We start from the raw sequence: 25,209 nt of genomic DNA on the forward strand, positions 1-25,209 counted from the left end.
TTTAGACATAGTGCAGGCTGAACAAGTCGAAGTATCGGTACTCAAACACGTCGTTTAGGCGGTAGCTGTATTGCACGTCGCCAGGCCGGTTGCCGAAGCGCACATGGCGCACGTAAGTGCGCAGCAGGCTGAAAATGGCCGAATCAGGCGTCAATTCTCCCCACACGGTCAGTTCGTCCTGGTCGGGGTCGAGCCCCAACTCCTGCATCACCAGGATGGTGTAGTACAGCACGTCCTCTGCCGTGGTGCAGGGAAACACGTTGCAGTATTCGAGGTGCTGGCCCCACACCACGAGCGTGAGCTCCTGCTGGCCGGGGTTGATGTACAGCCGCCGCGGGGCAGCCGCCCCACGCTGGTGCACAATGCCGGCCAGGAACGCGCTGGTGTGGTGCAGCAGGCGGCCCGAGGCGCCGTGCACCGAGGCCAACCAGTCGGCCAACGCCGCCTCGGCCGCGAACACGTTCACCAGTTCCTGGGCGGGGTGGGTGGTGTGGCGCACCGTTTCGGTGGGGGCGGGGGTGTGGTGCAGGCGCAAGGCCGCGGCTTCGTCGCCGGGCCGGAACAGCGGGGCGGGCAGCAGCGTGAAGGCGCGGCCCGTCACGGCCAGCCGCACGGCGTTCCAGCCGCGCTGGCCCAGAAAATCGTGCTGCGCAGCGAGCGCCGGCACGCTGCCGGCGGTCAGGGCGTAGTCTTCGACCGCCACAAACTTGCGCCGCTCCACGTCGGCCACCGCCACGTGCAGCCGCGCGGGGCCCGCCAGCAGGTACAGGTTGTAGGCGGCGGGGTTGGTGGCGTCAAAGGTCTCGTCGCGCAAGCGCAAGTGGACTGACGGCCCGGCCGTGAGCGTGGAGGAAGCAGGAACAGCGGAAGCAGGCACGAATCGAAGCTAAACAGGCCCAATGGCCGGGGCTAAAGATAACGCTTTGCTTTTCGAGGAATGAAAAGGTGGCCGAGAGAGTGCGCTCCCGGCTTCGGAATTCCCTAAGCCGCGAAGTTGATTTGCGGCACAAATACGTCGTCGGGGCTCAGCACCATGCGTAGTATGGGGTGCACCTCGGCCGGAGCTTTCTGCAGTAGCTGCCGCGGGGTCAGCCAAGCCAGCTCGGTGAGCAGTTGCCGGTCGGGGGCGTGTTCGGGGTCGTGGCCCAACTGGGGCAGGGCGTCCTCGTCGGCCAGTACTTCGAAGAATAGCTCCAGGGCCTGGAGCTCGCCGGTGCTGAATTCGTGGATGTGCAAAAAGCGCCCTACGCGCACGCGCAGGCCGGTTTCTTCCCAAAACTCCCGCACCAAAGCCGTCCGGATGCTCTCGCCAAACTGCCACCCGCCGCCGGGCGGCGACCAAAAAGGGGCTCCCTCGGGCAACAGGCCGCGGTGCGCCGCCAGGAGCATGGCCCCGTCGCGCAAGAGCAGCCCGCCTACCCGCACCCGCACCTTGCCGGAATACGCCTGCAGCAAGGCCTCGTTGGAATGTTTATCACTGTCAATCATGAGTTGGCGTTAGAAACCAAGAACCAGGGCCCGAGTGGAAAATCAAGCATTGGGTGTACGGCTAACGCTCGGCTACCGACATTGTTTGGGGGCTGGGCGAAAAAATACAGCGCACGTTGGGCGGCGCTACTGTTGAGCTATGTTGCGCCGCCGAGCGCGCCAACGCCGCAGCCGGCTCAGGATGAACACCACCAGGCCCAGCACGAGCCCGGCCGCAACCAGTGGCAAGAGCAATGTGAGCGCCACGCCGCCCACGGCCATGGTGTTCTCCACGGTGGCCAGCACGGGGTTGCCGAGGCCGCCGGTCGCGGCCGTGGAGGCGCCGCGCAGCAGGGCCGTACCGGTTTGCACCAAGCCGGCGGTGCCGCCGCCCACCAGGATGCCTAGCGTCCAGCGCAGGGTGGGGTCGAGATGGGGGAGGGCCGAGGTCATCAGAATAGTGCCGGCCACGAAGGAGGCCGGCGTGGTGAGCGAGTCGAGCACGTGGTCGACCAGCGGGATGTAGTAGCCCGCAATTTCCACGAGGGTGGCCGTGCCCAGGGTGAGCAAAGCCGCCCAGGTGCCCAGCCAGGCAAAGCCCGGCGCGGGGGTGAGGTAGCCGAAATGGTAGGCCAGGCTGGCCGCTAGCAGCGGCACAAATATTCGGAACCCGCTGCACGCCGCTAGTCCTAAACCCAGGGCGCCCGCCACGAGAAGCTGCATTGTTGGCAATTGTTCCATGGGGCTTGAAGAGAAATGCTGGCGCGGCGAAGTGGCCCGGCTACCTGGCCAGTACCTTTGGCCCATCAACGCGAAATAGCGGCCAGGCCTTCCAAAACAACGGATTTAAGCACTAATAAGTCTTAGGTCAGCGCTCATGGTAATAAGAAGTACAAACCATTAAATGCAGCGCAAGCCCCTTCGCATCTTTTCAAGCAAACATATACATTTCCCGTGTCTTACCCTGCTCCAGACCCCACAAATTCAGCGCCTTCGCTCGAGCCCGACGACCTCGAAGCCCACATCCGCCGCAAGCTTACCCGCCAGCGCTTCATGCACCTCGTGGGCGCCGATTTGACGGTAATCACCCCGGGCCGCGTGGAAGCCGAGTTGACCATGGGCGAGCAGCACCAGCAGCAGCGCGGCTTTGCACACGGCGGCCTCATCGCCACCATGGCCGACTTGGTGGCCGGTTTTGCGGGCGTTACCCTCATGCCGGATGACCACGGCTTGGTTACGTCCGACCTGAAAATATCTTATCTGCATCCGGGCGTGGGGCAGAAATTAAAAGCCATCGGTTGGGTGTTAAAGGCTGGGCGCCGCCTTCAATTCTGCGAAGCCGAAGTGTGGTGCGACGACCTGCTCATTGCCAAGGCCTCGGCCACCATGGTGGTAATTGAGCCCTCCTAAGCTTCAGCCTCTTTCAGTTTCATGAACCGTTTTAAAAATCAAAGGCTTTTGTTTATCGGGCTGTTTCTTGGGACGGCTTGCCAACCAAGTGAACGCACCCCAACGGTTTCCCAACCGCTTGCCAGACATTCTGGCAACACAAACACGCCGCATCCAGCGGTTCATGCCGATGGTGTTCTGCCAAATAAAACAGAAGCACAAACGGCGAGCTTAGAAAAAAGTCTTGCTTTAACTCCTGCGCCTCAGCAGTGGAAAATGCTGGATTCGTTGGCATGTTTGGCCGATGGAGCCGGCTCCGAAGCAATAAGTCTGTCGGCGGTGAATCTATGGACTGTTCAGCTTCAGTCGCTTACTGCGTATCTCATGCGGCATCCCAAGAGTTGTTTACGGCGGAGCTTGGTTTGGGGAATGAGCGAGAACCTGACGGTGTTTGTGGGAGAAGCGAGAGCCGCGGCTTTGATTTCATTGAAAAAGGAAACCAGCCAGCGTGCCTCCAAAGACGGCCTTACCCCGGCTGAGCAGCAATACTGCAAAATGATACTGGCCGATGTGAAGCCAGAACTATTCGATTAAACTACATGCTCTCTATCCGCACGCCTTCCGTTCGCGACTACTTTCCCTACGAACCCACGGAAGACCAGTCTTTGCTGTTCACGCAGCTCGATGCTTTCCTAAAAGACCAGCTACCGGGGCGCAAGGTGTTTGTGCTGCGCGGCTACGCCGGCACCGGCAAAACCACGGTGGTCAGCGCCTTGGTGCAGTGGCTGCACAAGCTGCAGCGCAAGTACACCCTGATGGCGCCCACCGGCCGCGCCGCCAAGGTGATGGCGGGCTACGCCGGCGTGCCGGCCAGCACCATCCACAAGAAGATTTACCGCCAAACCTCGGGCTCGCCCAGCGAGCGGCTCAACTTCCAGCGCCAGCCCAACCGCGTGGAGCAAACGCTCTACATCGTGGACGAAGCTTCCATGATTTCGGACGAAAAGGCGTTTGGAGAAAACGGCTTGCTGGACGATTTGATGGGCTTTGTGTTTGAGAAAACCAGCAACAAGCTGCTGCTCATCGGCGACACGGCGCAGCTGCCGCCGGTGGGCCAGCTCCTGAGTCCGGCCCTCGACCCCGAGCTGCTGGCCCACCGCTTCCGGGCCCACGTCGACCACGTGGAGCTGCGCCAGGTGATGCGCCAGGCCCAGGAATCGGGCATTTTGGTGAACGCCACCGAATTGCGCGAAGAGCTTCGCGAAGAAGAGCCCAACATTCAGCTGCACACCAAGGGCTTTCGGGACATTTTTAAGATGGGCGGCGACAAGCTGGAGGACGGCCTGCGCTGGGCCTACCGCCAGTACGGCCACGAAAACACCACCATCATTTGCCGCTCCAACCGCAACGCCAACCAGTACAACCAGCTCATTAGGCGGGCGCTGTTCGACGCGGAGGAGGAGATAGAAGGCGGCGACTACCTCATGGTGGTGCGCAACAACTACTTCTGGCTGCCCAAGGAGTCCGAAATCGGGTTTCTGGCCAACGGCGACTTCCTGGAAATCAGAAAAGTCATTCGGCGCGAGGAGATGTACGGCTTTCACTTCGCCCAGGCCCTGGTGCGGCTCGTGGACTACCCCGACGAGCCCGAAATTGAAGTAAAGCTGCTGCTCGATACCCTGCACACCGAAAGCCCGGCCCTGCCTTCCGACCGCAACAACGCCCTGTACATGGCCGTGAGCGAGGATTACGCCCACCTCAAAACCAAGGCCGAGCGCTACAAGGAAATGCGCAAGGACCCCTACCTCAACGCCCTGCAAATCAAGTTTGCCTACGCCCTGACCTGCCACAAGGCCCAGGGCGGGCAGTGGCAGGCCGTGTTCGTGGACCACGGCTTTTTGAAACCCGACGAGCCGTTGGCGGGCGAGTTTGCCCGCTGGCTCTACACGGCCATCACGCGCGCTTCGGAGCGGCTGTTTTTGCTGAATTTCCAGCAGAAGCTCATCAGCGACGCTCCGGACCCGGAATAAACCAGTGACATAACGGCTCGCAGCTTGTTGAAATAGTTGAGGTCGAGCGAATTTAAACTCCGGGTTTTGGGTTGGAGAGGCTTCACGGTTTCTTCAGGGGCGGGCGCTTAGTTTGGTCATAAATTTGCTGACCTGGCTGAAACCAGTAAATTTGTTAAACGGCACTCTCTCAAATTCTCTTACGTTTCCTCATCCATGAAAAAAACCTTGCTCCTCGCCTTGAGCCTGATGGCCGCCGCCTACACCGCGCAGGCCCAGGCCACGCAAACTCCCGCCAAAGCCGGCCCGGTGGCTGGCCCGGCCATCACCTTCGAAGAGTCGAAATTTGACTTTGGCTCGGTGGCTCAAGGCGGCGTGGTTGACCACACCTTCAAGTTCAAGAACACGGGCACGGCTCCCCTGGTCATTTCCAACATTGGCGTGAGCTGCGGCTGCACCACCCCCGAGTGGACCAAGACGCCCATTCTGCCCGGCAAAACCGGCTCTATCACGGCGCACTTCAACTCGGCTGGCAAAATCGGTATGCAGAACAAGGTGCTGACCATCGAGTCGAACGCCGCCGCTGGCAGCACCACCGTTTCGCTGGTGGGCGAGGTAAAAGACGCTTCGGCCTCGGCCAACGCCGCCCCGACCATGAAAGTGGAAACCGCTACGGCTTCGGCCAGCACCACCGCTGCCACCGACACCAAAAAGGTGAAAGACAAGAGCAACGGCACCAAAATGAAAGCCAAGGTGAAGTAAGTCTTCGCCTAGTATAAGCAAAAAGACCCGCTGCAATTGCGCAGCGGGTCTTTTTTTGTGCGTTCTGCAAGATGGCCTGGGCAGAAACCCGCGGCTGCCTGGCGGCTAGCCGATGGCTGCTACAGCTCCCGGACGGCCAGCAGCAGGCTAATCCAGCCGGCGATGAGCAGCAGGCCGCCGATGGGCGCCACCGCGCCCAGCTTGGTAATGCCCGTGAAGCACAGCGCGTACAACGACCCACTAAACACCACAATGCCCCCAATCCAGAGCCAAGCCGTGGTGCCCAGCGCGCGCAGCTCGGGCCGGGCCGTCCACAGCGCCCCGATGACGAGCAGCGCCAATACGTGGTAGAACTGGTAGCGCACGGCGGTTTCAAAAGTGTCGAAGCGGCCGGATTTGGTGAGCATGTCGCGCAGGCCGTGGGCCCCGAAGGCCCCAATGGCCACCCCAAGGCCACCCAGTAGCGAGGCAAGTTGAAGAAGAAGTCGAGCAGTCATAACGTGAGGAGCAACTGTGCTGTGGTAATGCTGCCCCAAAGGTAGCCCCGGAGTCCGGCTCAGATTTGGCGCTTGAGGCGCACAGTGGCGCTGCGCAGGCTGCCGTCGTTTTTGCGCAGCACCATGAATAGCACGCGGCCATCCTCGGAATGCAGCAGGCGGTCGAGTTGCGTGAGGGTGAAGACGCTGACGGGCAAGAAATTGATGGTCAGCAGCTCTTCGTCGGGCACCAGCCCGGCTTCCGACGCGGGCGAGTTGGGCATGACCCGCAAGATTAGGTAGCGCCGGTAGTCGGGCCCGGCGGCCAGCAGCTCAATGCCGCACATGTCGTGTTCGAACGGGTCGCGAAAACGCGTGTTGGGCCGCATCAGCAAGCGCTGATGGGGGTAGTCAATCACCAGCGAAAACCGTTTGAGCAGCTCATACCCCACGTTGCCGTTGCGGGGCACGTCCACCCGGCTGTGCACGTCGTCGGCGTTGGGGAAGGAGGTGAGCACGGAGCGCAAGCTGTACCGGCCCAGCTTCATGGTGGTGACCCGGCCCAGAAAGCCTTTGACCGTGCCCGTGAGGCCCCGCCCCAGGTCGGTGGGCAGCTGCTTGGGCGGGGGCACCAGGCGGGGGTCCGAATCGAGCTCCAGCGAAAGCGCGTGGCTGGCGCCGGTGTCCAACACCAGCTTCAACGGCAGCTCCAGGGTGTCGGATAGCCGTATCTGGGCCGTGACGTACGCCTTGTTGTTTTGCAACGACAGCGGGACACTGGACCATTGCCTTCCCGTTGGGGCGCGGTAAGAGGCCGCGTCGTGGAGCGTCATTACGTCGAGGTCGGGGCGGAGCGTTACCACAAAACTGCGGAAAATCTCGGAGCCCAAAATGCCATATATCGGAACCCCCACGTAGCCCGAGAGGTCCAGCACGTCTTCCGACAACACCAACCAGGACATGTGCGGGGCCACCACCCCGGGCATGTCTACCCGCACGCTATCGGTTTGGTAAGCCAGCAGCCCGGTGTCGGTGCCACCCGCGCCAACGACGCGAAATTGCTGGCCGTGGCGCAGAACCAAAGAGTCGGCCAGCGCCGAGGAAGTAATGATGGACGTGCTAACGCCCGTGTCCAACAAGAAGTTAAAAGGCCCATAGCCGTTTAGCTTGACGCCGACCACCACCAGGTTGCGCTGCAGCTGAATGGGAACCCGGGCTTTCTTGTGGCGGGATTCCGCAAACCGAAACGGCGTGCTCGTCCCATCCGGCTGGGCGTACGCACGCTGGCCTCCTCCCAGGCAAAAGCACAGGGAAACCAGCAAACATGCAATACGCAAAGCGAACATGGGTGGGAGGGGCTAGCAACCGGTAAATTAAGCGAATATGTCGCTCCTTTTCCTACGGTGTTCGCCTATGCTGGCAGTTCCCACGTCCCGGCCGGGTGGTAATGCAGCGCACCCGCTTCGATGCGCAGCGGCGCGGCCACGTTGTTGTGGTAGAGTTGGCCCGTGCCCAGCCCCTGCGCGAAGCCTTGCACGTCGTATTCGCCCGTGAGCTGGGCCACGGCGCTGAGCCCAACGTTGGATTCGAGGGCTGAGGTAATCCACCAGCCCATGCCACGGGCTTCGGCCAGCGCTATCCAGTGGCGGGTGGCGGCGTGGCCCCCCAGCAGCGTGGGCTTGAGCACCACGTAGCCGGGGCGCACTTCGTCGAGCAGGGCCGCCCGCCGGGCCGGGTCGCCGACGCCAATCAGTTCTTCGTCGAGGGCAATGGGAACGGGGGAGGAGCGGCACAATTCGGCCATGTGTGCCCATTGGCCCGCCGCAAGGGGCTGCTCGATGGAGTGAATGTCGAACGCCGCCAATTCGGCCAGCCGGGCCGGGGCGTCAGCGGGAGCAAAGGCGCCGTTGGCGTCTACCCGCAGCACCAGTTGCTCGGGGCCGGCCACGTCCCTGATTTCGGCCAGCAGGGCCAGTTCGGTGGCAAAGTCCAGGCTGCCGATTTTCAGTTTCAGGCAGCGGTAGCCGGCGGCCAGCTTGTCCTGGATTTGGGTGCGCATGAAGGCCGCGTCGCCCATCCACACCAACCCGTTGATGGGCAGCCCGGCCTGCCCCTGGCTGAAGGCGTTGGCGTAGAGCTGGCGCCGCCCGCCCCGAGCCAAGTCCAGCAGGGCCGTTTCCAGGGCAAAGACCAGCGCGGGGTATTCCAAACCCACAAATGCCGGCGCATCGGCCGCCGTGAAGGTGGCAAATGCGCCGGCATTGAACCGCTCACAGAGGCGGGCCACGGCGGTAGGAAAACCGGGGCCGTAGTCGGGGCTGAGGCCGGCCAATGGCGCGGCTTCGCCCAAACCCACGGTGGCGGGGGCCGCATCGTCGGCGAGGTGCAGGTACCAGGCCGTGTGTTCGGCGAGGTCACCCCGCGAAGTGCGGGCCGGAAAGTTGAAGCGCAAGGTGCGCTGCGAAAAGCTGAGACGAAGCATGGCGCAAAGATGCGCGGCCGCGTCTGTTCGGAAGCCGTTTGGTTTGAGCTTTCGGAACGAGTACCCCGAAATGAAATTTTGGGTACTCGTTCCGAAAGCTCAAACGGTTTTCTTAACCTTTGCTTACTTGTTCGCGGTGGCAGCCGTCTTGCCACGGCGGCTCACCAAGCCGCCTTTGCGGCCGGCGTCGCGGGCTTCTTCGGCGGAGAAACGGTGGCCGCGGCCACTGGCGTGCGAGGCCTTGCCGCCCTCGCTGGCGATGCGGCGCTGGGTTTCGGGGCTCATGGCAGCAAAGCCGCGACGGCTTTTGGTGCCCACGCGGTTGGCAGGGCGGGTAGAGCCTTTGCTGGCTGCGGCGGCGGAGGTGGGGTTCGAAGTTGTCATAGGAGTATGGAAAGAAGTTTTAGTGTGTTGCAATGATACGTGTTGGTGTCTATAAACCTACTCATTGACACGTATTTAGTTGGTTTTGGGCCCCAAAATCACCATAAATACCGCTTTTTACGGAAGAGCTTCTACGTACTTCCTGAAAGCTCCTGCGTGTTTATAGGTGGCACCTGCGGGATTACCGGAGGGCGCCTATTTTCGGCCCGCCGCAACCTGCGGCCTGCTAAGGCGGTTAGTGAAAAAGCTGCTCTTTTCAATCCTCGTTTATGCCTCAGGTCCATTCTTCTCCCGCCCCTGCTACCAAGGCGCACTCCTGGCTGTTCCGCTACCAGCAAGTGCGGGCGCAAAGCCAGGCGCTGTGCGCGCCGCTGCTGCCCGAAGACACCGTGGTGCAGCCCATGCTGGACGTGAGCCCGCCCAAGTGGCACCTGGCCCACACCACCTGGTTTTGGGAAACCTTCCTCCTGAAAGAGTACGCCCCCGGCTATCACCTGTTCCACCCGGAGTATGCGTTTCTGTTCAATTCCTACTACAACTCCCTCGGCTCGCGCGTGAACCGCGCCGACCGGGGCACGCTGTCGCGGCCGCCGCTGGCCGACGTGCTGGCCTATCGCACCCACGTCGACGAAGCCATGGCCCTCTTGCTGGCTTCGGACAAGCTGCTGCCGCCTGCTTTTTTCGAGCTGCTGGACCTGGGGCTGCACCACGAGCAGCAACACCAGGAGCTGCTGGCCACCGACATCAAATACATTTTGAGCACCAGCCCGCTAGCCCCCGAATACCGGCCGGCCGCCGAACTGCCCGCGCCGACCACGGAGGTGGCCCCGGCCGCGTGGCTGGCGGTGCCGGGCGGCATTCAGCCCATCGGCTTTCAGGAAGAAGGGTTTTGTTTCGACAACGAGCTGCCCGTGCACGAGGTGCTGCTGGCGCCTTTTGAGCTGCAAAACCGCCTGGTAACCAACGCCGAATACGAGGCCTTCATCGCGGCGGGCGGCTACCGCGACTTCCGCCACTGGATGGGCGAAGGGTGGGACCTGGCCCAGGCCCAGGGCTGGGAAGCGCCCTTGTACTGGGTGCAGGTGGAGGGCGCCTGGCACCGGTTTACGCACCACGGCCTGCGGCCCGTGGAGCCAGCGGCTCCGGTCACGCACATCAGCTTTTACGAAGCCGACGCTTACGCCAACTGGGCCGGTGCGCGCCTGCCCACCGAGGCCGAGTGGGAAACCGCCGCCCGGCATTTCGGAGCGGCCACCGGCGGCGGCACCTGGCTGGAAAGCAACCTGCTCGACCCCCAGCCCCTGGCCGCCGATGCCGACCCCAGCGCCTGCCATCAGCTGTTGGGCGACTGCTGGGAGTGGACGTACTCGCCCTACCATGCCTACCCCGGCTACTCCCGCGCGGCTGGGGCCCTGGGCGAGTACAACGGCAAATTCATGGTGAACCAGCTGGTGTTGCGGGGCGGCTCCTGCGCCACCCCGGAAAATCACATTCGCGTGAGCTACCGTAATTTTTTCCACGCCGACAAGCGCTGGCAGTTCACCGGCATCCGGCTGGCGCGCTAGCCGCTGCGCAGCTGCGGGCTGTTGCTGCGGCGTGGTTAAGCCATGCCTTGGACAATCCAGCCGTTGCGGGCTCCTCTTCAATTTTGCCGTTTTTAAGCTGCTGCATGAGCAACTCTTCTCTTTTAAGTCCCGCCGTGGAAGACTTGGCGCAGCACGTGGCCGCAGGCCTGAGCCGCACGCCCAAGACGCTCTCTTCGATGTATTTCTACGACGATGCGGGCAGCCGGCTGTTCCAACGAATCATGGAGCTGCCCGAGTATTACCCCACACGGGCCGAATTTGCCATTTTCCAGGAGCACGGGGCGGCCATTGCCCGGGCGCTGAGCCCGTCGGCCGGCGATGAGTTTGCGTTGGTGGAGCTGGGGGCGGGCGACGGCGCCAAAACCAAGCTGCTGCTCAAGGAATTGCTGCGCTCCGGCACCGCTTTCACCTATGCCCCGGTCGACATTTCAGCCGGCGCCATGACGGGCTTGGTGGAGGCGCTCAACCAGGAGCTGCCGGCCTTGCACGTGGCCCCGGTGGTGTCCGACTACGCCACGGCGTTGCGCGAGCTGCGCACCCGGCCGGGCAGCAAGGCCGTGCTATTCCTGGGGTCCAACATTGGCAATTTCGGCCCGGCCGAGCGGCTCGACTTTTTGCGGAAGCTTGCCGCGCCCCTTACGCCGGCCGACCGGCTGCTCATCGGGTTTGACTTGCAGAAGGACCCGCGCCGTATTCGGGCGGCCTACGACGACGCGCAGGGCGTGACGGCGGCGTTCAACCTGAACTTGCTCACGCGCATCAACCGCGAGCTGGGGGCCGATTTCGACTTGGCGCAGTGGCAACACTACACCGACTACAGCCCCTTGAACGGGGCCGTGCGCTCGTTCCTGGTCAGCACCCGGGCCCAGCAAGTACACATTGATGCGCTCGACCAAACCATTGATTTTGCCGCTTGGGAGGTGATTCACACCGAAAATTCCTACAAATTCACGCTGCCGCAACTCGATGAGCTGGCTGCCGCAGCTGGCTTGCGGGTGGTAGCCACGTTCACCGACCCGGCCGCGGACTTTGCCGATTTGGTGCTGGCCACGCAAGAAAACTAACCCGCACAACGCAGCAATGGAGAAGGTGAGCCTGGCATCGGGATACGGAAATTTTGCAGTGCCAGCCGTGGCGTTAGAGGCTGCCACTGCGGCCCTGGCTGCGGCCGGACAACACCAAAAGCCGTTGGCAGTGAGCCCAATAGCAGGATTGCCCGAACTGCGCGAAGCCATTGCCGCGCGCTACCGCCGGCGCGGAGCTGCTACTGTTACCGCGGCGCAAGTGCTGATAACGCCTGGGTCCAAAGTCGGCATTTTTGCGCTGCTCAGCGAGCTGCTGACGCCCGGCGACGAGGTGCTCTTGCCGACGCCCAACTGGTTCGGCTTCTGGGGTATGGTGAGTCGGGCCGGCGGAGTGTTGCGCACCTTGCCACTGGCCGCCGCCAACAACTACGTCCTGACCCCGGAAGCCCTGCGCGCTGCCCTCACGCCCGCCACCCGGGTGCTCATCCTCACCAATCCCAACAACCCGACCGGCCGGGTGTACTCCCGGGCCGAGTGGCTGGCCCTGCTGGCCGTGACCGCCGAATTTCCGCAGCTTTGGGTGCTCAGCGACGAGATTTACGAAGGCATCCGTTTTGGGCCCGCGCCCGTGCCCACGCTGCTGGCAATGCCCGACCCGCGGCATCAGCACGTGGTGGTGAGCGGGTTCTCTAAGTCGTTGGCGCTGGCGGGCTGGGGCGTGGGCTGCCTGGTGGCCCCGCCCGCGCTAGCCGAAGCCGTGGCCGCTCGCCTGTTTGCCACCAGCGGCGCCGTGCCCATCCCCAACCAGGCGGCCGCGCTGGCCGCCACCGAGCACGCCGACGTCATTGGCGCGGCCTTGTGCCGCCAGCTTGCCAGCAACCGCCAGCAGCTGCTTGAGGCACTCAACGCCCTGCCCGACGCCCCGCCCACGGCCGCACCCGAAGGCACGTATTACGTGTTTGCCGACTTCACCCGCTTTCTCGCTCCAGGTATGCCCGCCCCCCAGGCCTCGGCAGAGCTGAGCCAGCGGCTGGCGGGCGCCGGCGTAGAAGTAGTAGACGGCGCCACCTGCGGAGCCCCGGGCTTTTTCCGCCTGTCCTACGCCGTGGAAGAAGCGGTGCTCCAGCAAGCCGTGGCGCGCATGCGCCAAGTGCTGGCCCCACTCGCTGCCCTGAGCGTCTGATTCAGTCCCCAAATGCCTGGAAGCGGTTTGGGTTGACAGAACGAGTACCCCGAAATTTCATTTCGGCCCGGTTGAACACCTTGCTGACGGACGTGCTGGCGGGCCGAAATGAAATTTTGGGGTACTCGTTTTGTCTAGCGCGTTCAACCAGCGCAAATAAGCCCTGAGCCCCGAGCGGGCGGTACCTTTGTAGCCAGCCTGGTTAGGCCGTTGCTATTGTTGAGTACCTTGAAAAACCTTCGTCCGCACCTGCGTCCCACGCTGCTGCTCGCCTACCCGGTGATGCTGTCCCAGCTGGGCCACGTGCTTGTCAATTTCGTCGATTCTGTGGTGGTGGGCCACATTGGCAAGGTGCCGCTGGCGGCCGTGGGCGTGGGCGTGAGCACCACCAGCGTGCTGCTGGTGCTGGGCGTGGGCCTCAGCATGGGCAGCGTGCCCCTCGTGGCGGCGGCCGACGGCCGCCGCGACCTGCCCGAGCTTGGCCGCCTGCTGGTGGCCTCGGTGTGGACCAATGCGCTGGCCGGGCTGGTGCTGGCGGGCCTGGGCCAACTCATACCCCTGCTACTCCCGCTGCTGGGGCAGCCGCCCGAGGTGGTGGACCTGGCGGGCCCTTGGGTGCAAGTCATCAGCCTGTCGCTGTTTCCGTTGATGGTCTTTCAGGGATTCCGCGAGTTTGCCGAGGGCTTGGGCCTCACCCGGCAGGCCATGTGGCTGTCCATCCTGGGCAACGTGCTGAACGGCCTGCTCTGCTACGCGCTGGTGTATGGCCGGTGGGGAGCCCCCGAAATGGGCATGATGGGTTCGGCTTGGGCCACGCTGGTGGCCCGCGGCCTGATGGCGGTGTTCATGGGCGCCTACGTGCTGCGCGCCAAGCGCTTGCGGCAAGAGCGTGCGGCCGTGGTAAGCTGGCTGCCCGAAGGCGTCACCATTCGCCGCGTGGTCGACCTGGGCGCGCCCATTGGCGTGCAGATGGCGTTGGAAGTCGGGGCCTTTGGCTTGTCGCTGCTGATGGCCGGCTGGCTGGGCGTAACCACCGAAGCCGCCCACAAAGTGGCCATCGACGTGGCCAGCATGACCTACATGGCGGCCAGTGGCATTGCGGCGGCGGCCACCATTCGGGTGGGCAACCTGCGCGGCGCCGGCAACCTGGGCGCGGCCCGGCAGGCCGGATTTGCGGCCTACTGGCTCACTTTTGGCTTCATGGGAACCATGGGCCTGCTGCTGATTATGACCCGGCACTGGGTGCCCTACGTCTACATCACCGACCCGCAAGTGGTGGCGCAGGCGGCCACGCTGCTGCTCGTAGCCGCCCTGTTTCAGGTGTCCGATGGCTTGCAAGTGGTGGGCCTGGGCGCCCTCCGCGGGCTGGAAGACGTGAAGGTGCCCTCCGTGGTGGCCTTGCTGGCGTATTGGGCCGTGGCGCTGCCCCTGGGATACTTCCTCGGCTTCAAGCTGCACTTCGGCGCGCCGGGCGTGTGGACGGGGCTGCTGGTGGGCCTCACCATTGTGGCGGGGGTGCTGCTCGTGCGCTTCCGCCGCGAAACCGAGCCCGATTTTATTGCCGCGCCCGCCGATGCCGCCCAAGAGCAGCGCGTGGCCCGTTAAGCCCGGACTAGTGTTGGGCGAAGGGCTTGGTTAAATTGCGTCGGGCAGGCAATTTTTGTGTGGCCCGTTCTGTTCAGCAGCACGGCTGCAAAGCGGCTTTACTCTTATCAATTTCCGCCATGTTTTCATTATTAACCTCGTTTTTAGTTGCCGTGGCGCTGCTGCAAGGCCCGGCCGCCAAGCCCCGTCCGGCTGCTCCGGCGGCCGCGCCGGCAGCGCCCACGCCCATTGTGTGGTCGGCCTCGCGCCCCCTTACCATTGCTGATTTTCAGGGCCGGCCCGGTCCGTCCGATAGGCTGGCGGCACTAACCTCGGCCGAAATCAAAGCGGGGGCGGCGTGCCGGGACTTCGTGTTTTCGGGCACGGTGCAGGCCACCTTCGACCCCAAAACGTCGTGGTTTCGCAACCCCACCACGGCCTCGCCCGCGCTGCTCAAGCACGAGCAAATGCACTTCGACATCACCGAAGTGTATGCGCGCTTGCTGCGCCAAAAGCTGGTCGTTTTCCAAGCCAAAGCCAATTGCAACAAGCTCCAACCGGCTTTCGACAACCTGACCAAAGGCGTGTACACCGAGTGGAGCCGCGAGCAAAACCGCTACGACGCCGAAACCAACCATGGCCTCAACGCCGCCAAACAGGACTACTGGGAAAAGCAGACGCAAATCAAGCTGACCCAGCTCCAGGCCTTCGCGGTGGAGGAACCAGCGAAATAGGCAGCAGGAAGACCTAAGTAATAAGATGTAAGTACCGAGTAGCAAGACCGACTGCGTTCCTGGGATGGCTGGCGGTCAACCATCTGTTACCCGCTACCTGCGTCATGTTGCTTGTGACTTGCTACTTACGTCTTATTACTACTTATTATGTCAGAATCCGCTCCCCTGACTTGGGCCGAATTTGAGCGCGTCGAGTTGCGCGTGGGCACCATCCTGGAAGCCCGGCCCTTTCCGGAAGCCCGGCGGCCGGCGTATCAGCTGCTGATTGACTTTGGGCCCGAAATCGGCCTGAAAAAGTCCAGCGCCCAAATCACGCAGCATTACACGCCGGCGGAGCTAGTGGGCCGCCAGGTGCAGGCCGTGGTCAACTTCCCGCCCAAGCAAATCGGTAAATTTCGGTCCGAGGTGCTGGTCACGGGCTTCGCCGATGCCGACGGCTACATTGTGCTCGCCAGCGTGCCCATACGGGTGCCCAACGGCAGCCGCCTTATTTAGGCGCAGTAGGCGCAGGCGCAGGGGGGAGCGCTGGGGCAGGCGACGCAGCGGGAGCGTCGGCGGGTTCCAGCTTTTTGGCCCGGTTGCTTAGCGTGTCGATGACGGACTGGTAGATTTCGTTCAGGTCCTTGCCGTGGATGCCGTAGTAACGATAGCTGCGTTGGAAGGTCGAGTCCGACACCTCGCGCTGCCAGAGCAGGTTTTTTTGCTGGGCCAGGAACAGGGCCCGGGCCGAATCGGGCATCAGGCGGCTGTTTTCGACGCGCGCTTCCAGCACGTGCAGGTCGGCCAGCAGGCTTATCATTTGCTCCCGCGGTATCAAGTCGGCCGGTTTGGGGGCCTCTTCGGGGCGCTGGCAAGCCGGGGCGGCCAGCAGCAGGAGGGAGGGCAGCGCCCAGCCCAGACAACGACGACGAAATAATTTCACGCCCCAAAGTTACTCCTAAGCCGTAGCTTCGCCGATATGAACCCCTCCGTGCCTTCGGCCCTCACCGACTTGGTGCGCCGCCTGCGTCACCTCGAAATCCGCATCCGTAAGGCGGTGGAGGCCCAGCTGCAGGGTGATTTTCACTCCGTTTTCAAGGGCACCGGGCTGGAATTCGACGACGTGCGCCTCTACCAGTACGGCGACGAAGTGCGCGCCATCGACTGGGCCGTGTCGAGCAAAGGCCACGGCACCTTCGTCAAAACCTACAAGGAAGAGAAAGAGCAGCAGGTGCTGGTGCTGCTCGACGTGAGCGCCTCGCTGGACGTGGGCGACGGCCAGCGCCGCAAGCTCGACGTGGCCCGCGACATTGCGGGGCTGCTGGCCTTGTCGGCGGCCCGCCAGGGCTCGGCGTTGGGGCTTTTCGCGTTTTCCGACCAAAAGGAGCTGTACTTCCCGCCGGGCAAAGGGTCGCGGGCGGCGTATTCCCTCATTCAGCGCCTGTTTGCGCTGGTGCCTGCCTCGCGGCGCACGGGCGTGGGGGCGGCCATTCGGCAAGCGCTGGGCCTGCTGAAACGCCGAAGCCTGGTGGTGCTGATTTCGGACTTCATCGACGGCAACTACGAGCGCGAGCTCACCATGCTGGCCCAGCGCCACGACCTGATAGTGGTGCAGCTGCTGGCCCCGCGCGAGCGGCACTTTCCGGCCGTGGGCATTGTGCCGCTGTGCGACGCCGAAACCGGCCAGGTGCGCTGGGTAAATACCTCGTCGGCTGATTTCCGGGCCGGCGTCGTTGCCAGCGCCGAGCGTCAGGAAGCCGAGCTGGTCAACATTTGCCGCCGCAATCGCACCGGTTTTCTGGCCCTGAGCACCGAGGGCGACTTCGTGCCCCAGCTGGTAAACCTGTTCCGCCACCGCCAACAGTCAGTTCGCCGTGGGTAGCGGGTTTCGCAGTTGGTGGGTGGGCGTGCTGGTGGCGTGGTTGCCCGCGGCGGCAGCAGCTCAGAGCGCGCCGTGGCTCGTGCCGGAGGGCCGGTTTCTGAAGAAGTCCGTGATGGTGGGCGAGCTCGTCGACTACGAGCTGCGCTACGAGCACGCGCCCGACGTGGAAGTGGTGTTTCCGGACTCGTCGGCGCAGTTTGCGCCGTTTGAGTACGTGGGCAAGACGTATTACCCCACCCGCACCCGCCAGGGCCGCAGCCTCGACCGCACGGTGTACCACCTGCGCACTTTTCGCCTCGATTCGGTGCAAAGCCTGGCGCTGCCCGTGGCCGTGCTCCAGGAGCTCGACACGCTGAGCGTGCCCACGCTGCCCAGCCGCGTGCGCCTGCGCCGTACCGCGTCGCCCTTGTTGGCCCAGACCGAGCAGCTGCCGGCCCTGCGCCAAAACCTGGCTTTGGTGCCCATCGAGCCCGCTTTCAACTACCCTTACTGGCTGGCGGGCGGGGCCATTGGGCTGCTGCTGCTCACGGGCAGTGCCACCCTGTTTCGGCGCCGGATTGCGCAGCGCTACCAGGCCTACAAGATGCGCAAAAACCACGTGTACTTTCTGGCTCAGTTTGCGCGCCACGTCGAGCGGTTCGACCTGTCGCGCTCGGCCACCAACGTGGAGCGCGCCGTCACGCTTTGGAAAAGCTACCTTGCCGGCCTCGAAAACAGTGCGCTCACGTCCTTCACCACCCGCGAAATCGTGGCCTACTTCGAGAATGACTCCGACGTGCGGAAAGCGCTAAGCGCCACCGACAAGGTGATTTACGGCAACCTGCAAACCGAAGACGCCGAGGAAGTGGACCGCGCCTTCCAACGCCTGCGCGGATTTGCCGAGCGGCGCTACGCTTCCGTGAGGCAATGAGCGGTGAGCAGGGGGACAACGAGTAGTGAACACTGCACCATAGCAGAACTGCTGGCGCGCATTCGCAACGCAGGCCGACGGGCTTCGAGCCTCTGGCTGGCCGCGTGAACGAAACCCGAACGCCCTAAAACGGCGCGACCGGGGGCGTTGCAAACGCCCAGCTCGTCGGCACACGGGGCAAACGCGCGCCAGCGCCGTCGTTGCCCACTGCTCAAATACTACCTTCGCGGCCGCTGTGAATGAATTTTTCAACCTTTTGCGCTATACCACGCTGGCGGGCTACCAGTGGGAACAGCCGCGCCTGCTGCTGCTCATTGCGGCCGTGCCGCTGCTGTTTGTGCTGCGCTGGCTGCTGGCGCGGCGCCGGGCGCGGGTAGCCGTGGCGTTTGGCCCCGGCCCGGTGGGGCGCGACTGGGTGGCCGCGCTGCGCTTCTTGCCCGACGTGGTGCTGGGCCTGAGCCTGAGCTTCGGCATTGTGGCCCTGGCCCGCCCGCAGCGCACCGACGAACGGGTGGAGCAGTCCGGGCGCGGCATCGACATCGTGTTGGCCCTCGACGTGTCGGGCTCCATGGAAATCCAGGACCTGCGCCCCAACCGCCTGGAAGCCGCCAAGCGCATTGCCGCCGACTTTCTTAAAACCCGGGTAGGCGACCGGCTGGCGCTCATTGCCTTCGCGGGTGACGCGTATTCGCTGGCCCCGCTCACCACTGACTACGCCTTGCTCGGCGAAAGCCTGGCCAGCCTGCGCCTGGGCATGATTAAGCTCGATGGCACGGCCATTGGCACGGCCCTGGGCGTGGCCACCAACCGCCTGCGCGAGTCCACGGCCCGCTCGCGGGTGTGCATTCTGCTCTCCGATGGCGAGAACAATGCCGGCAGCCTCGACCCGCTGCTGGCCGCGCAGCTGGCCCACGCGTTTGGCATTCGCATCTACACCATCGGGCTGGGGCAAGACGGCTTCGTGCCCTACGGTCAAACCGAGGACGGCCGCACCCGCTACGTGCAAACCCGCCTCGACGAAACCACCATGCGCCAGCTGGCCACCGCCGCCGACGGGCAGTTTTTCCGGGCCACCGACGCCGCCGGGCTGCGCCAGGTTTTCCAGCAAATCAACCAGCTCGAAAAGAGCGAAATCAAACAGCTGCGCTTCCGCAACACCAAGGATTTTTACCCGCCCTACCTCTGGCTCAGCATCGGGTTGTGGCTGTTGTGGTTGTTTCTGAAAAGCTCCTTCCTCAGCAACCCGCTGGAAGATTAACCGATGTGCTGATTATTGAATGTGCTGATTGCTGGAATTTTTCAGATAACCTTTTCCGCATCTGAATGCTATGTTTCCAAACAGCAGCGTTCCGAAGCCCAGCACATCAGCACATTCAATAATCAGCACATCAATCCATGTCCATCGCCGAAAACATCCACCGCATCAACGCTGAGCTGGCGGGCAGCGCCGCCCGTCTGGTAGTGGTCACCAAAACCCATCCCGTGGAGCGGCTGCAAGAAGCTTACGATGCGGGTGCCCGCATTTTTGGCGAGAACCGGCCCCAGGAAATGGCCGCTAAGCAGCCCCAGCTGCCGGCCGACGTGGAATGGCACCTCATCGGCCAGCTCCAAACCAACAAGGTGAAGCTCCTGGCGCCCTTTGTGCACACCGTGCAAAGCATCGACAGCCTCAAGCTGCTCAAGGAGCTGGACAAACACGCCGCCGCCAACGGCCGCACCATCAACGGCCTGCTGCAATTTCACATCGCCCAGGAAGAAACCAAGTCGGGCCTCACGCTGGCCGAAGCCAACGAAATCCTGGCATCCGAAGAGTTCCAACGCCTGCGCCACGTGCGCCTGACGGGCGTGATGGGCGTGGCCACCTTCACCCCCGACGAGGCCCGGTTGCGGCAAGAGTTTCAGCAGCTGCGCAGCCATTTCCAGCAGCTAAAAGCCACATATTTTGCCACTGAACCGGCCTTCTACGAAATCTCCATGGGCATGAGCGGCGACTATCAACTGGCCGTGGCCGAGGGCAGCACGCTGGTGCGCGTGGGCAGCGCCATTTTTGGCAGCCGGGGCTGAGGCATGGACGCCTGTGGCTTACTGAAGTAAGGGAAATGAGGAGGCCCGGCGAAGCGGGAAAGCGGCTTGGGCGGCCCAGACGCTCAAGCCACCGGACGGTTCTGTTGCGTTGTAACCGTTCATCATAAAACGGGCTGCATCGCGGGCTCCTGCTTTTCCTAATCGGCTCCGCAACGGCGGAGCCTAGATTAAGAGAAAACGCCTACCTTTCTTTCATGCACGGAAGCCCGGATAATTCCTCGTTCTTCAATTCCCCTTCGTCATTGAATTCCCCCCCGCCGGCCATTCAAGCCAACCAGCACATCTATGATGACTATTTCCGGGAGGAATTTACCCAAACCTTGGATGAAAACATCCTGCAACTGCTCGACCGGGTGTGGTTTCGCTCGAAGCTGGTGGGCTTCGAGAATTTTCCGCAGCGCAACAACCCCGACCGGCCGCTGATTTTCGCCAGCAACCATTCCGGCATGGCTTTCCCCTGGGACGCCATGGTGGTGCTGTCGCACCTGTGGCGCGAGCTGCCCAACACCAGTTCCCTCAGCGACTTGCCGCGGCCCCTCTCGGCGCCCATGCTCTCGCAAACGGCCCTGATGAACCCCTACCTGGTGAAGGACTTCTGGAAAAAATGCGGCTGCGTGGACGCCACGACGCTGAATTTTGAAACCATGATGTACTACCAGGACCACAACCTGATGCTGTACCCCGAAGGAGTGCCCGGCATCGGCAAGGGGTTCAACCGCAAGTACCAGCTCCAGCGCCTGGCCACCAGCATGGTGCGCCTCAGCCTGCAGCACGGCACCGACATCGTGCCTTTTTACACCATCAACGGCGAGTACCTCAACCCCTACGCCTACTCCTGGGAAGCCATAAACAAGTGGTCCAAGAAAATCGGCATTCCGTTTCTGCCCATCACGCTGATGCTGCTGCTGGTCATCATTCAGCCGTGGGCGTTTTACCTGGCTTTTCCGGCCAAGCTCACCTACGTGATGGGCACCCGCATTCGCCCTTCCGACCTCACCAGCAAAGCCCACGACGAGCTCACCCGCGAAGAGTACCTGGAATTGTCGGACAAAATCCGCCAGCAGATGCAAGGCGAAATGGACGCCGCCGTGGCCGCGCACGGCCAGGAGCCCTACCGCTGGCGCGAATTGTGGCAGCGCATCAAAGAAAACCGCCGCTTCTTTCCCTTCTTCCTACCGTTTGCCTGGCCCGCGGTGTTCACCGAGTTCGAGCGGCTGTACGTGAAAGAAGGCCGCCGCCATTTTCGCATGCAGCTCGACCGGCCGGGCGCCTGGTTGCGTATGCTATGGCGTAATCCCATCACGCTCGCCTACTTCATCCCCGTGCTCGGCTGGATTCCGCTGGCCATCAAAGGTTACCGGGGCAATAAGCTGGGCCAAAAGCCGTAGTTTATAGTTTAAAGACCGAATAAAACTGCGTCATGCAGAGCGCAGCGAAGCATCTCGCTCGCAATAGCGAATAATTGAAGCACGCGAGATGCTTCGCTGCGCTCTGCACGACCCTTTCCAATGGCAGTCCACCTGCTTTTTGGCCTACATTCTCCCGCATTCATCCCACCCAATGCCCTCATTCCAACACCTGCTGCTCAAGCAGTTCCTCACGGCGGCGGCGGCGCCTTTGGCCCGTCGGAAGCCCAGTGTGGGCGCCATGCGCCTCGCCATGGAGGCCGGCTCCCTGTTTCAGTTCATGCCGTGGCACGTGCACCTCGAAAGCCTGAAGCTGGACAACCGCCTCGAAGCCGAGTGGCTGCGGCCCCGCAACGCCCACCCCAGCCGCGTGCTGCTCTACCTGCACGGCGGCGGCTACGTGCTGGGCTCGCTCAACACCCACCGCAGCTTGGTGGGCAGCCTGGCCCAGCGTTGTGGCCTCAACGCCCTGACCATTAACTACCGCAAGGCGCCCGACCATCCCTTCCCCGCCGCCCTGGACGATGCCAAGCGCGCCTACCGCTGGCTGCTGCGCCACGGCCACCAGCCCGCCGACATTGTGGTGGCCGGCGACTCGGCCGGCGGCGGCTTGGCGCTGGCCCTGCTGCTGGCCCTGCGCGAGGCCGGCGAACCTGCGCCCGCGGCGGGTGTGGGCCTCTCGCCCTGGACCGACCTCAACCTGCCCATCACGGCCCTGCGCCGCGTAGCCCGCGAAGAAGGCCTGCTCCTGGAAGCCCTGCAGATGCGCACCTGGGGCCCGCTCTACGCCCACAAGACGCCGCTTTCGCACCACCTGCTCTCGCCCGCCCAGGCCGACTTGCACGGCTTGCCGCCCTTGCTCATCCAGATTTCTTCGGCGGAAGTGTTGTACGACGACGCGGTAAAATTCGTGGACAAGGCCCGGGCCGCCGGCGTGGCCGTTACGTTGCAGCCCTTCGAAGGCTTGGTGCACTGGTGGCATTTGTTTTGGCGGGTGGTGCCCGAGGCCCGGCAGGCCCTCGACCAAGTGGCCGCTTTCCTGGAAAAGCTGTGGGCAAACCAGGGCGTCGCCAAGGTGCTGCCGCGAGCCAGCGAGTCTCGGCCAGTGGCGCGCCGCCGTGCTGCCTAGTTGGCACAGAGGTGGTTGCAAGCGGGAAGTGGCGAGGCGGGAATGCCAGTAATTGAAAAAATGTATTCTCAAATCGATGCTTTTAAGCCACTTTTCAAAAAAACCGGCGTACACTGCTCAACTATTGTGCGGACAGTTCGTAGGTTTGCATCGAAAATAGTCGGCTTGCATACTACTTTACGGTGACAACCTCTTTCCTTTCAGCTACTTCCCTTTTTTCATTTCACCCCCAACCTGTTTCTTCATCATGGAAGATTTGTTCAAGAAGTTCGTTAATGCCGGCGTTGGCTACATCGCGCAGGGCAGCAAGTCGTTGCAAAGCACCATCGAGAAGTTGGTGAGAGACAACAAGATGACCCAGGAAGAGGGCAAGAAAATCATTGAAGACCTGATGAAGAGCGGCGAAACCAAGCGCGCCGAGCTCGAAAAGCAATTCCAGGGCCTGACCGAGCGCGTGAAAAGCACCGTGGGTCTGGGCGATTCCAAAGCCAAGGCTCCGGCCAAGAAGCCCGCTGCCAAACCGGCCGCCAAGCCTGCCAGCAGCGCCACCAGCAAGCAAAGCTCGGCGACAGCCAAAGCCGCCGGTGCCACCAAGAAAGTGGCTGACGCGGTGAGCTCAAACGCTGGCTCGGCCCAGAAATCGGCGGCTGCCAAAGCCGGTGCTGCCGCTAAGCCCGCTGCTAAGAAGCCGGCCGCCAAAAAGCCCGCTGCCGCACCTTCTGCCAACGGCGAAGGCCAAGCGTAAGCATAACCAACTTTTGGTTCGGAAAGCCCCGTTTGCGTCGCGTAAACGGGGCTTTCTTTGTTGATTTGAGCCCGGCTACGACCTTGCGGAAGGAACGTAAGCCTGCTTTTTGGCTCCTTGAAGAAGGCAGTCGTTGCGCCGGGGCCGGCCTAGCGTGGCGCTCTACCGCGGCCAGACACTACTTTCACAGTCGATGTTTAAAAACACAATTTCCAACCTGGCCCGCATTCGGCAGGTGGCCGAGGTATTGCTGCGCTACGGCTTCGAGGATGTGGTGACGACCACGCCGTTGCGCCGCCTGGTGAGCCAAGCCCGGCGCCTGAACTGGCAGCGCGCCGACCGGCAAGTGTTCGAAACCACGCGCTGGGAGCGGGTGCGCCTGATTATTGAGGAGCTGGGCCCCACGTTCATCAAGCTGGCGCAGGCCATGAGCAACCGGGCCGACTTGCTGCCCCAGCCGCTGATTGATGAGTTTGAGAAGCTGCAAAGCAACGTGCCGCCGTTTGCCACGGCCATTGCCCGCCAGATAATCGAGGAAGAGTTGGGCCGGCCGATTTCGGAGGTATTCAGTGAATTTGACGATACCACCCTGGGCTCGGCCAGCATTGGGCAGGTGCACCGCGCCCGGCTGCTGACTGGCGAGGAAGTGGTGGTGAAAGTGCAGCGGCCCGGCGTGCGCGAAAAAGTGCGCTCGGACCTGGCCTTGCTGCACGAGTTGGTGCGCCTCACGGCTGGCTTCCTACAGAAGCAGGGCCTTGCCAACCCGCAGGACATCGTGGATGCCTTCGAGCGCAGCATGAGCAAGGAGCTGGACTACACGGCCGAAGCCCGCTCGATGGAACAATTCCGCAAGCTGTACGAGGACTACACCACGTTCTACGTGCCCAAGCCGTTTCGGGAGCTGAGCACGGCGCGCATCCTCGTGATTGAGTTCGTGAGCGGCTGCAAAATCACCGACAAAGCGCAGCTGCTGGAGTGGGGCCTGAGCCCGGCCAGCGTGGCCGAAAACGGCATGGACATCTACTTGACCCAGATTTTTGAGTTCGGGGTGTTCCACGCCGACCCGCACCCCGGCAACGTGCTGGTGCAGCCCGACGGCACGGTGGTCCTCATCGACTTTGGCATGGTGGGCCGCCTCACCAAGCAGCAGAAATACGCCTTTGCGGGCGTGTTCATCGGCATGGCGCGGCAGGATGCGCGCAGCATGGCCCTGAACTTTCGGCGCCTGGCCCTCACCGCCGAAATCCCCGACATGCGGGCGTTCGAATCGGACCTAAGCCAGCTGATTGAGGACTTCGCGACGCTCGACGTGAAGGAAATGAGCATGAGCGACTTGGCTGATGCGCTGCAGGCCGTGATTTACAACTACAAATTGCAGGTGCCCGGCGCGGTGTTTCTCATTCTGCGGGCGCTGGTGATTCTGGAGGGCATTGGCAAAGTGCTGCATCCCAACTTCAACACCTTTGAGTTTGTGCGGCCCTACGGCGCCAAGATTATCCGGGAGCAGTACTCGCGGCAAAACCTGCTGAGCGAGGCCGAATACACCGGGACGCAGCTCCTGGCCCTGCTCCAAACGCTGCCCGCTGACGTCCGGCAGATTGTGCGCAAAATCAGCAAGGGCGAGTTGCGGCTGCGCGTGGAGTTGGTGGGCTACCAAACCCTGCTTCGCAAGGCTGACCAGCTGGTGAGCCGCACCATTTTGGCGCTGCTGAGCGTAGGCGGGCTGATTTTTTCGGGCCTTTCGTTGATGGGCCGCTACTCGCCGGGCATGCCTTACTGGCGCGGCGTGCCCGAAATCACGTGGTGGAGCCTGGGCGCCACCGGCTTTCTCATGTTAATCCTGTTGCTGCTGGGCACCGGGCGGCGGGAAAAGTAGCGTGGGTGTGTTTGCGGATGGAGAAAGGGGGAGAAGCGGTTTCGGCGTTTGTGTACTGGGGCGATGTAGCGCGGAGTTTGTAGTCCGCGTCCCCGGACGACTTTAACGGCGTGGGG

General features: G+C 62.9%; 26 protein-coding genes. 18 read left to right on the forward strand and 8 right to left on the reverse strand.

Going from position 1 to position 25,209, the window contains the following annotated elements; all coding sequences use genetic code 11:
• Position 1: 1 nt before the first annotated feature.
• From VF629_RS05620 to VF629_RS05630, 3 genes are all read right to left on the reverse strand, one after another.
• Positions 2–877, reverse strand: coding sequence for a DUF3822 family protein (locus VF629_RS05620; protein ID WP_331057478.1), 876 nt, complete (start codon positions 875–877; stop codon positions 2–4).
• Between the two features lie 104 nt (positions 878–981).
• The gene (locus VF629_RS05625; RefSeq protein WP_331057479.1) at positions 982–1,488 is read right to left on the reverse strand and encodes an NUDIX hydrolase; all 507 of its coding nucleotides are present in this window, start codon (positions 1,486–1,488) and stop codon (positions 982–984) included.
• A gap of 126 nt (positions 1,489–1,614) precedes the next feature.
• Entirely contained in the window at positions 1,615–2,208 is a 594-nt protein-coding gene (locus VF629_RS05630; RefSeq protein ID WP_331057480.1) for a DUF4126 domain-containing protein, read from the reverse strand.
• A 213-nt stretch (positions 2,209–2,421) separates the two neighbouring features.
• Between VF629_RS05630 and VF629_RS05635 the strand changes: the two genes are divergently transcribed.
• The 4 genes from VF629_RS05635 (at position 2,422) to VF629_RS05650 (ending at position 5,627) form a co-directional block, all read left to right on the forward strand.
• Positions 2,422–2,877, forward strand: a complete 456-nt coding sequence (locus VF629_RS05635) for a PaaI family thioesterase (protein ID WP_331057481.1) — start codon at positions 2,422–2,424, stop codon at positions 2,875–2,877.
• A 21-nt stretch (positions 2,878–2,898) separates the two neighbouring features.
• Complete coding sequence (locus tag VF629_RS05640) at positions 2,899–3,450, forward strand: hypothetical protein (protein WP_331057482.1); 552 nt, start codon at positions 2,899–2,901, stop codon at positions 3,448–3,450.
• 5 nt (positions 3,451–3,455) lie between these two features.
• On the forward strand, positions 3,456–4,886 hold the full coding sequence (locus VF629_RS05645) for an ATP-dependent DNA helicase (protein WP_331057483.1): 1,431 nt from the start codon (positions 3,456–3,458) through the stop codon (positions 4,884–4,886).
• A gap of 195 nt (positions 4,887–5,081) precedes the next feature.
• Positions 5,082–5,627 (forward strand): DUF1573 domain-containing protein, encoded by a 546-nt coding sequence (locus VF629_RS05650; protein WP_331057484.1) that lies wholly within the window; start codon positions 5,082–5,084, stop codon positions 5,625–5,627.
• A 119-nt stretch (positions 5,628–5,746) separates the two neighbouring features.
• Here the strand turns inward: VF629_RS05650 and VF629_RS05655 are convergent, their stop codons facing one another.
• From VF629_RS05655 to VF629_RS05670, 4 genes are all read right to left on the reverse strand, one after another.
• Positions 5,747–6,124, reverse strand: a complete 378-nt coding sequence (locus VF629_RS05655; RefSeq protein WP_331057485.1) for a DUF423 domain-containing protein — start codon at positions 6,122–6,124, stop codon at positions 5,747–5,749.
• A 59-nt stretch (positions 6,125–6,183) separates the two neighbouring features.
• On the reverse strand, positions 6,184–7,449 hold the full coding sequence (locus tag VF629_RS05660; protein ID WP_331057486.1) for an aspartyl protease family protein: 1,266 nt from the start codon (positions 7,447–7,449) through the stop codon (positions 6,184–6,186).
• Between the two features lie 65 nt (positions 7,450–7,514).
• The gene (locus VF629_RS05665; protein ID WP_331057487.1) at positions 7,515–8,585 is read right to left on the reverse strand and encodes an o-succinylbenzoate synthase; all 1,071 of its coding nucleotides are present in this window, start codon (positions 8,583–8,585) and stop codon (positions 7,515–7,517) included.
• 123 nt (positions 8,586–8,708) lie between these two features.
• The gene (locus tag VF629_RS05670) at positions 8,709–8,969 is read right to left on the reverse strand and encodes a KGG domain-containing protein (protein WP_331057488.1); all 261 of its coding nucleotides are present in this window, start codon (positions 8,967–8,969) and stop codon (positions 8,709–8,711) included.
• A 269-nt stretch (positions 8,970–9,238) separates the two neighbouring features.
• Here VF629_RS05670 and egtB point away from each other — a divergent pair, with 269 nt between their 5' ends.
• From egtB to VF629_RS05700, 6 genes are all read left to right on the forward strand, one after another.
• Complete coding sequence (gene egtB, locus VF629_RS05675) at positions 9,239–10,534, forward strand: ergothioneine biosynthesis protein EgtB (protein ID WP_331057489.1); 1,296 nt, start codon at positions 9,239–9,241, stop codon at positions 10,532–10,534.
• Between the two features lie 104 nt (positions 10,535–10,638).
• Positions 10,639–11,619, forward strand: a complete 981-nt coding sequence (egtD, locus tag VF629_RS05680) for an L-histidine N(alpha)-methyltransferase (RefSeq protein ID WP_331057490.1) — start codon at positions 10,639–10,641, stop codon at positions 11,617–11,619.
• 16 nt (positions 11,620–11,635) lie between these two features.
• Positions 11,636–12,763, forward strand: coding sequence for a pyridoxal phosphate-dependent aminotransferase (locus tag VF629_RS05685; protein WP_331057491.1), 1,128 nt, complete (start codon positions 11,636–11,638; stop codon positions 12,761–12,763).
• A 228-nt stretch (positions 12,764–12,991) separates the two neighbouring features.
• Positions 12,992–14,368 (forward strand): MATE family efflux transporter, encoded by a 1,377-nt coding sequence (locus tag VF629_RS05690; protein ID WP_331057492.1) that lies wholly within the window; start codon positions 12,992–12,994, stop codon positions 14,366–14,368.
• Positions 14,369–14,487: 119 nt separating this feature from the next.
• A complete protein-coding gene (locus tag VF629_RS05695) occupies positions 14,488–15,081 on the forward strand; it encodes a DUF922 domain-containing protein (RefSeq protein ID WP_331057493.1) in 594 nt (197 codons plus the stop codon).
• A gap of 147 nt (positions 15,082–15,228) precedes the next feature.
• A complete protein-coding gene (locus VF629_RS05700; protein ID WP_331057494.1) occupies positions 15,229–15,576 on the forward strand; it encodes a tRNA-binding protein in 348 nt (115 codons plus the stop codon).
• Here VF629_RS05700 and VF629_RS05705 read toward each other — a convergent pair.
• Positions 15,569–16,003, reverse strand: a complete 435-nt coding sequence (locus VF629_RS05705) for a DUF4296 domain-containing protein (RefSeq protein ID WP_331057495.1) — start codon at positions 16,001–16,003, stop codon at positions 15,569–15,571. The two genes, VF629_RS05700 and VF629_RS05705, sit on opposite strands and share 8 nt — an antisense overlap.
• Positions 16,004–16,039: 36 nt before the next feature.
• On the opposite strand from VF629_RS05705, the gene VF629_RS05710 reads away from it, so the two are divergent.
• The 8 genes from VF629_RS05710 to VF629_RS05745 all read left to right on the forward strand — a co-directional run bounded on the left by VF629_RS05710 (position 16,040) and on the right by VF629_RS05745 (position 25,093).
• Entirely contained in the window at positions 16,040–16,942 is a 903-nt protein-coding gene (locus tag VF629_RS05710; RefSeq protein ID WP_331057496.1) for a DUF58 domain-containing protein, read from the forward strand.
• Positions 16,935–17,852 (forward strand): hypothetical protein, encoded by a 918-nt coding sequence (locus VF629_RS05715; protein WP_331057497.1) that lies wholly within the window; start codon positions 16,935–16,937, stop codon positions 17,850–17,852. The genes VF629_RS05710 and VF629_RS05715 overlap by 8 nt, the downstream gene beginning before the upstream one ends.
• Before the next feature lie 235 nt (positions 17,853–18,087).
• The gene (locus VF629_RS05720) at positions 18,088–19,110 is read left to right on the forward strand and encodes a VWA domain-containing protein (RefSeq protein WP_331057498.1); all 1,023 of its coding nucleotides are present in this window, start codon (positions 18,088–18,090) and stop codon (positions 19,108–19,110) included.
• A 137-nt stretch (positions 19,111–19,247) separates the two neighbouring features.
• Entirely contained in the window at positions 19,248–19,916 is a 669-nt protein-coding gene (locus tag VF629_RS05725; RefSeq protein WP_331057499.1) for a YggS family pyridoxal phosphate-dependent enzyme, read from the forward strand.
• 263 nt (positions 19,917–20,179) lie between these two features.
• A complete protein-coding gene (locus VF629_RS05730; RefSeq protein ID WP_331057500.1) occupies positions 20,180–21,325 on the forward strand; it encodes a hypothetical protein in 1,146 nt (381 codons plus the stop codon).
• Positions 21,326–21,497: 172 nt separating this feature from the next.
• Positions 21,498–22,472, forward strand: coding sequence for an alpha/beta hydrolase (locus tag VF629_RS05735; protein ID WP_331057501.1), 975 nt, complete (start codon positions 21,498–21,500; stop codon positions 22,470–22,472).
• 247 nt (positions 22,473–22,719) lie between these two features.
• Entirely contained in the window at positions 22,720–23,217 is a 498-nt protein-coding gene (locus VF629_RS05740) for a hypothetical protein (RefSeq protein ID WP_331057502.1), read from the forward strand.
• A 193-nt stretch (positions 23,218–23,410) separates the two neighbouring features.
• Positions 23,411–25,093, forward strand: coding sequence for an AarF/ABC1/UbiB kinase family protein (locus tag VF629_RS05745; RefSeq protein ID WP_331057503.1), 1,683 nt, complete (start codon positions 23,411–23,413; stop codon positions 25,091–25,093).
• Positions 25,094–25,209 lie beyond the last annotated feature (116 nt).

Source organism: Hymenobacter sp., from assembly GCF_036388155.1.
Taxonomy (GTDB): Bacteria; Bacteroidota; Bacteroidia; order Cytophagales; family Hymenobacteraceae; genus Hymenobacter.

Bases quoted from the DNA above. Each gene is read 5' to 3' on its own strand.
- VF629_RS05670 (WP_331057488.1), bottom strand. From the start codon at position 8,969: ATGACAACTTCGAACCCCACCTCCGCCGCCGCAGCCAGCAAAGGCTCT.
- egtB (WP_331057489.1), top strand. From the start codon at position 9,239: ATGCCTCAGGTCCATTCTTCTCCCGCCCCTGCTACCAAGGCGCACTCC.
- VF629_RS05685 (WP_331057491.1), top strand. From the start codon at position 11,636: ATGGAGAAGGTGAGCCTGGCATCGGGATACGGAAATTTTGCAGTGCCA.
- VF629_RS05630 (WP_331057480.1), bottom strand. From the start codon at position 2,208: ATGGAACAATTGCCAACAATGCAGCTTCTCGTGGCGGGCGCCCTGGGT.
- VF629_RS05740 (WP_331057502.1), top strand. From the start codon at position 22,720: ATGGAAGATTTGTTCAAGAAGTTCGTTAATGCCGGCGTTGGCTACATC.
- VF629_RS05650 (WP_331057484.1), top strand. From the start codon at position 5,082: ATGAAAAAAACCTTGCTCCTCGCCTTGAGCCTGATGGCCGCCGCCTAC.
- VF629_RS05695 (WP_331057493.1), top strand. From the start codon at position 14,488: ATGTTTTCATTATTAACCTCGTTTTTAGTTGCCGTGGCGCTGCTGCAA.
- VF629_RS05710 (WP_331057496.1), top strand. From the start codon at position 16,040: ATGAACCCCTCCGTGCCTTCGGCCCTCACCGACTTGGTGCGCCGCCTG.
- VF629_RS05735 (WP_331057501.1), top strand. From the start codon at position 21,498: ATGCCCTCATTCCAACACCTGCTGCTCAAGCAGTTCCTCACGGCGGCG.
- VF629_RS05665 (WP_331057487.1), bottom strand. From the start codon at position 8,585: ATGCTTCGTCTCAGCTTTTCGCAGCGCACCTTGCGCTTCAACTTTCCG.
- VF629_RS05625 (WP_331057479.1), bottom strand. From the start codon at position 1,488: ATGATTGACAGTGATAAACATTCCAACGAGGCCTTGCTGCAGGCGTAT.
- VF629_RS05655 (WP_331057485.1), bottom strand. From the start codon at position 6,124: ATGACTGCTCGACTTCTTCTTCAACTTGCCTCGCTACTGGGTGGCCTT.
- VF629_RS05640 (WP_331057482.1), top strand. From the start codon at position 2,899: ATGAACCGTTTTAAAAATCAAAGGCTTTTGTTTATCGGGCTGTTTCTT.
- egtD (WP_331057490.1), top strand. From the start codon at position 10,639: ATGAGCAACTCTTCTCTTTTAAGTCCCGCCGTGGAAGACTTGGCGCAG.
- VF629_RS05660 (WP_331057486.1), bottom strand. From the start codon at position 7,449: ATGTTCGCTTTGCGTATTGCATGTTTGCTGGTTTCCCTGTGCTTTTGC.
- VF629_RS05745 (WP_331057503.1), top strand. From the start codon at position 23,411: ATGTTTAAAAACACAATTTCCAACCTGGCCCGCATTCGGCAGGTGGCC.
- VF629_RS05645 (WP_331057483.1), top strand. From the start codon at position 3,456: ATGCTCTCTATCCGCACGCCTTCCGTTCGCGACTACTTTCCCTACGAA.
- VF629_RS05700 (WP_331057494.1), top strand. From the start codon at position 15,229: ATGTCAGAATCCGCTCCCCTGACTTGGGCCGAATTTGAGCGCGTCGAG.
- VF629_RS05725 (WP_331057499.1), top strand. From the start codon at position 19,248: ATGTCCATCGCCGAAAACATCCACCGCATCAACGCTGAGCTGGCGGGC.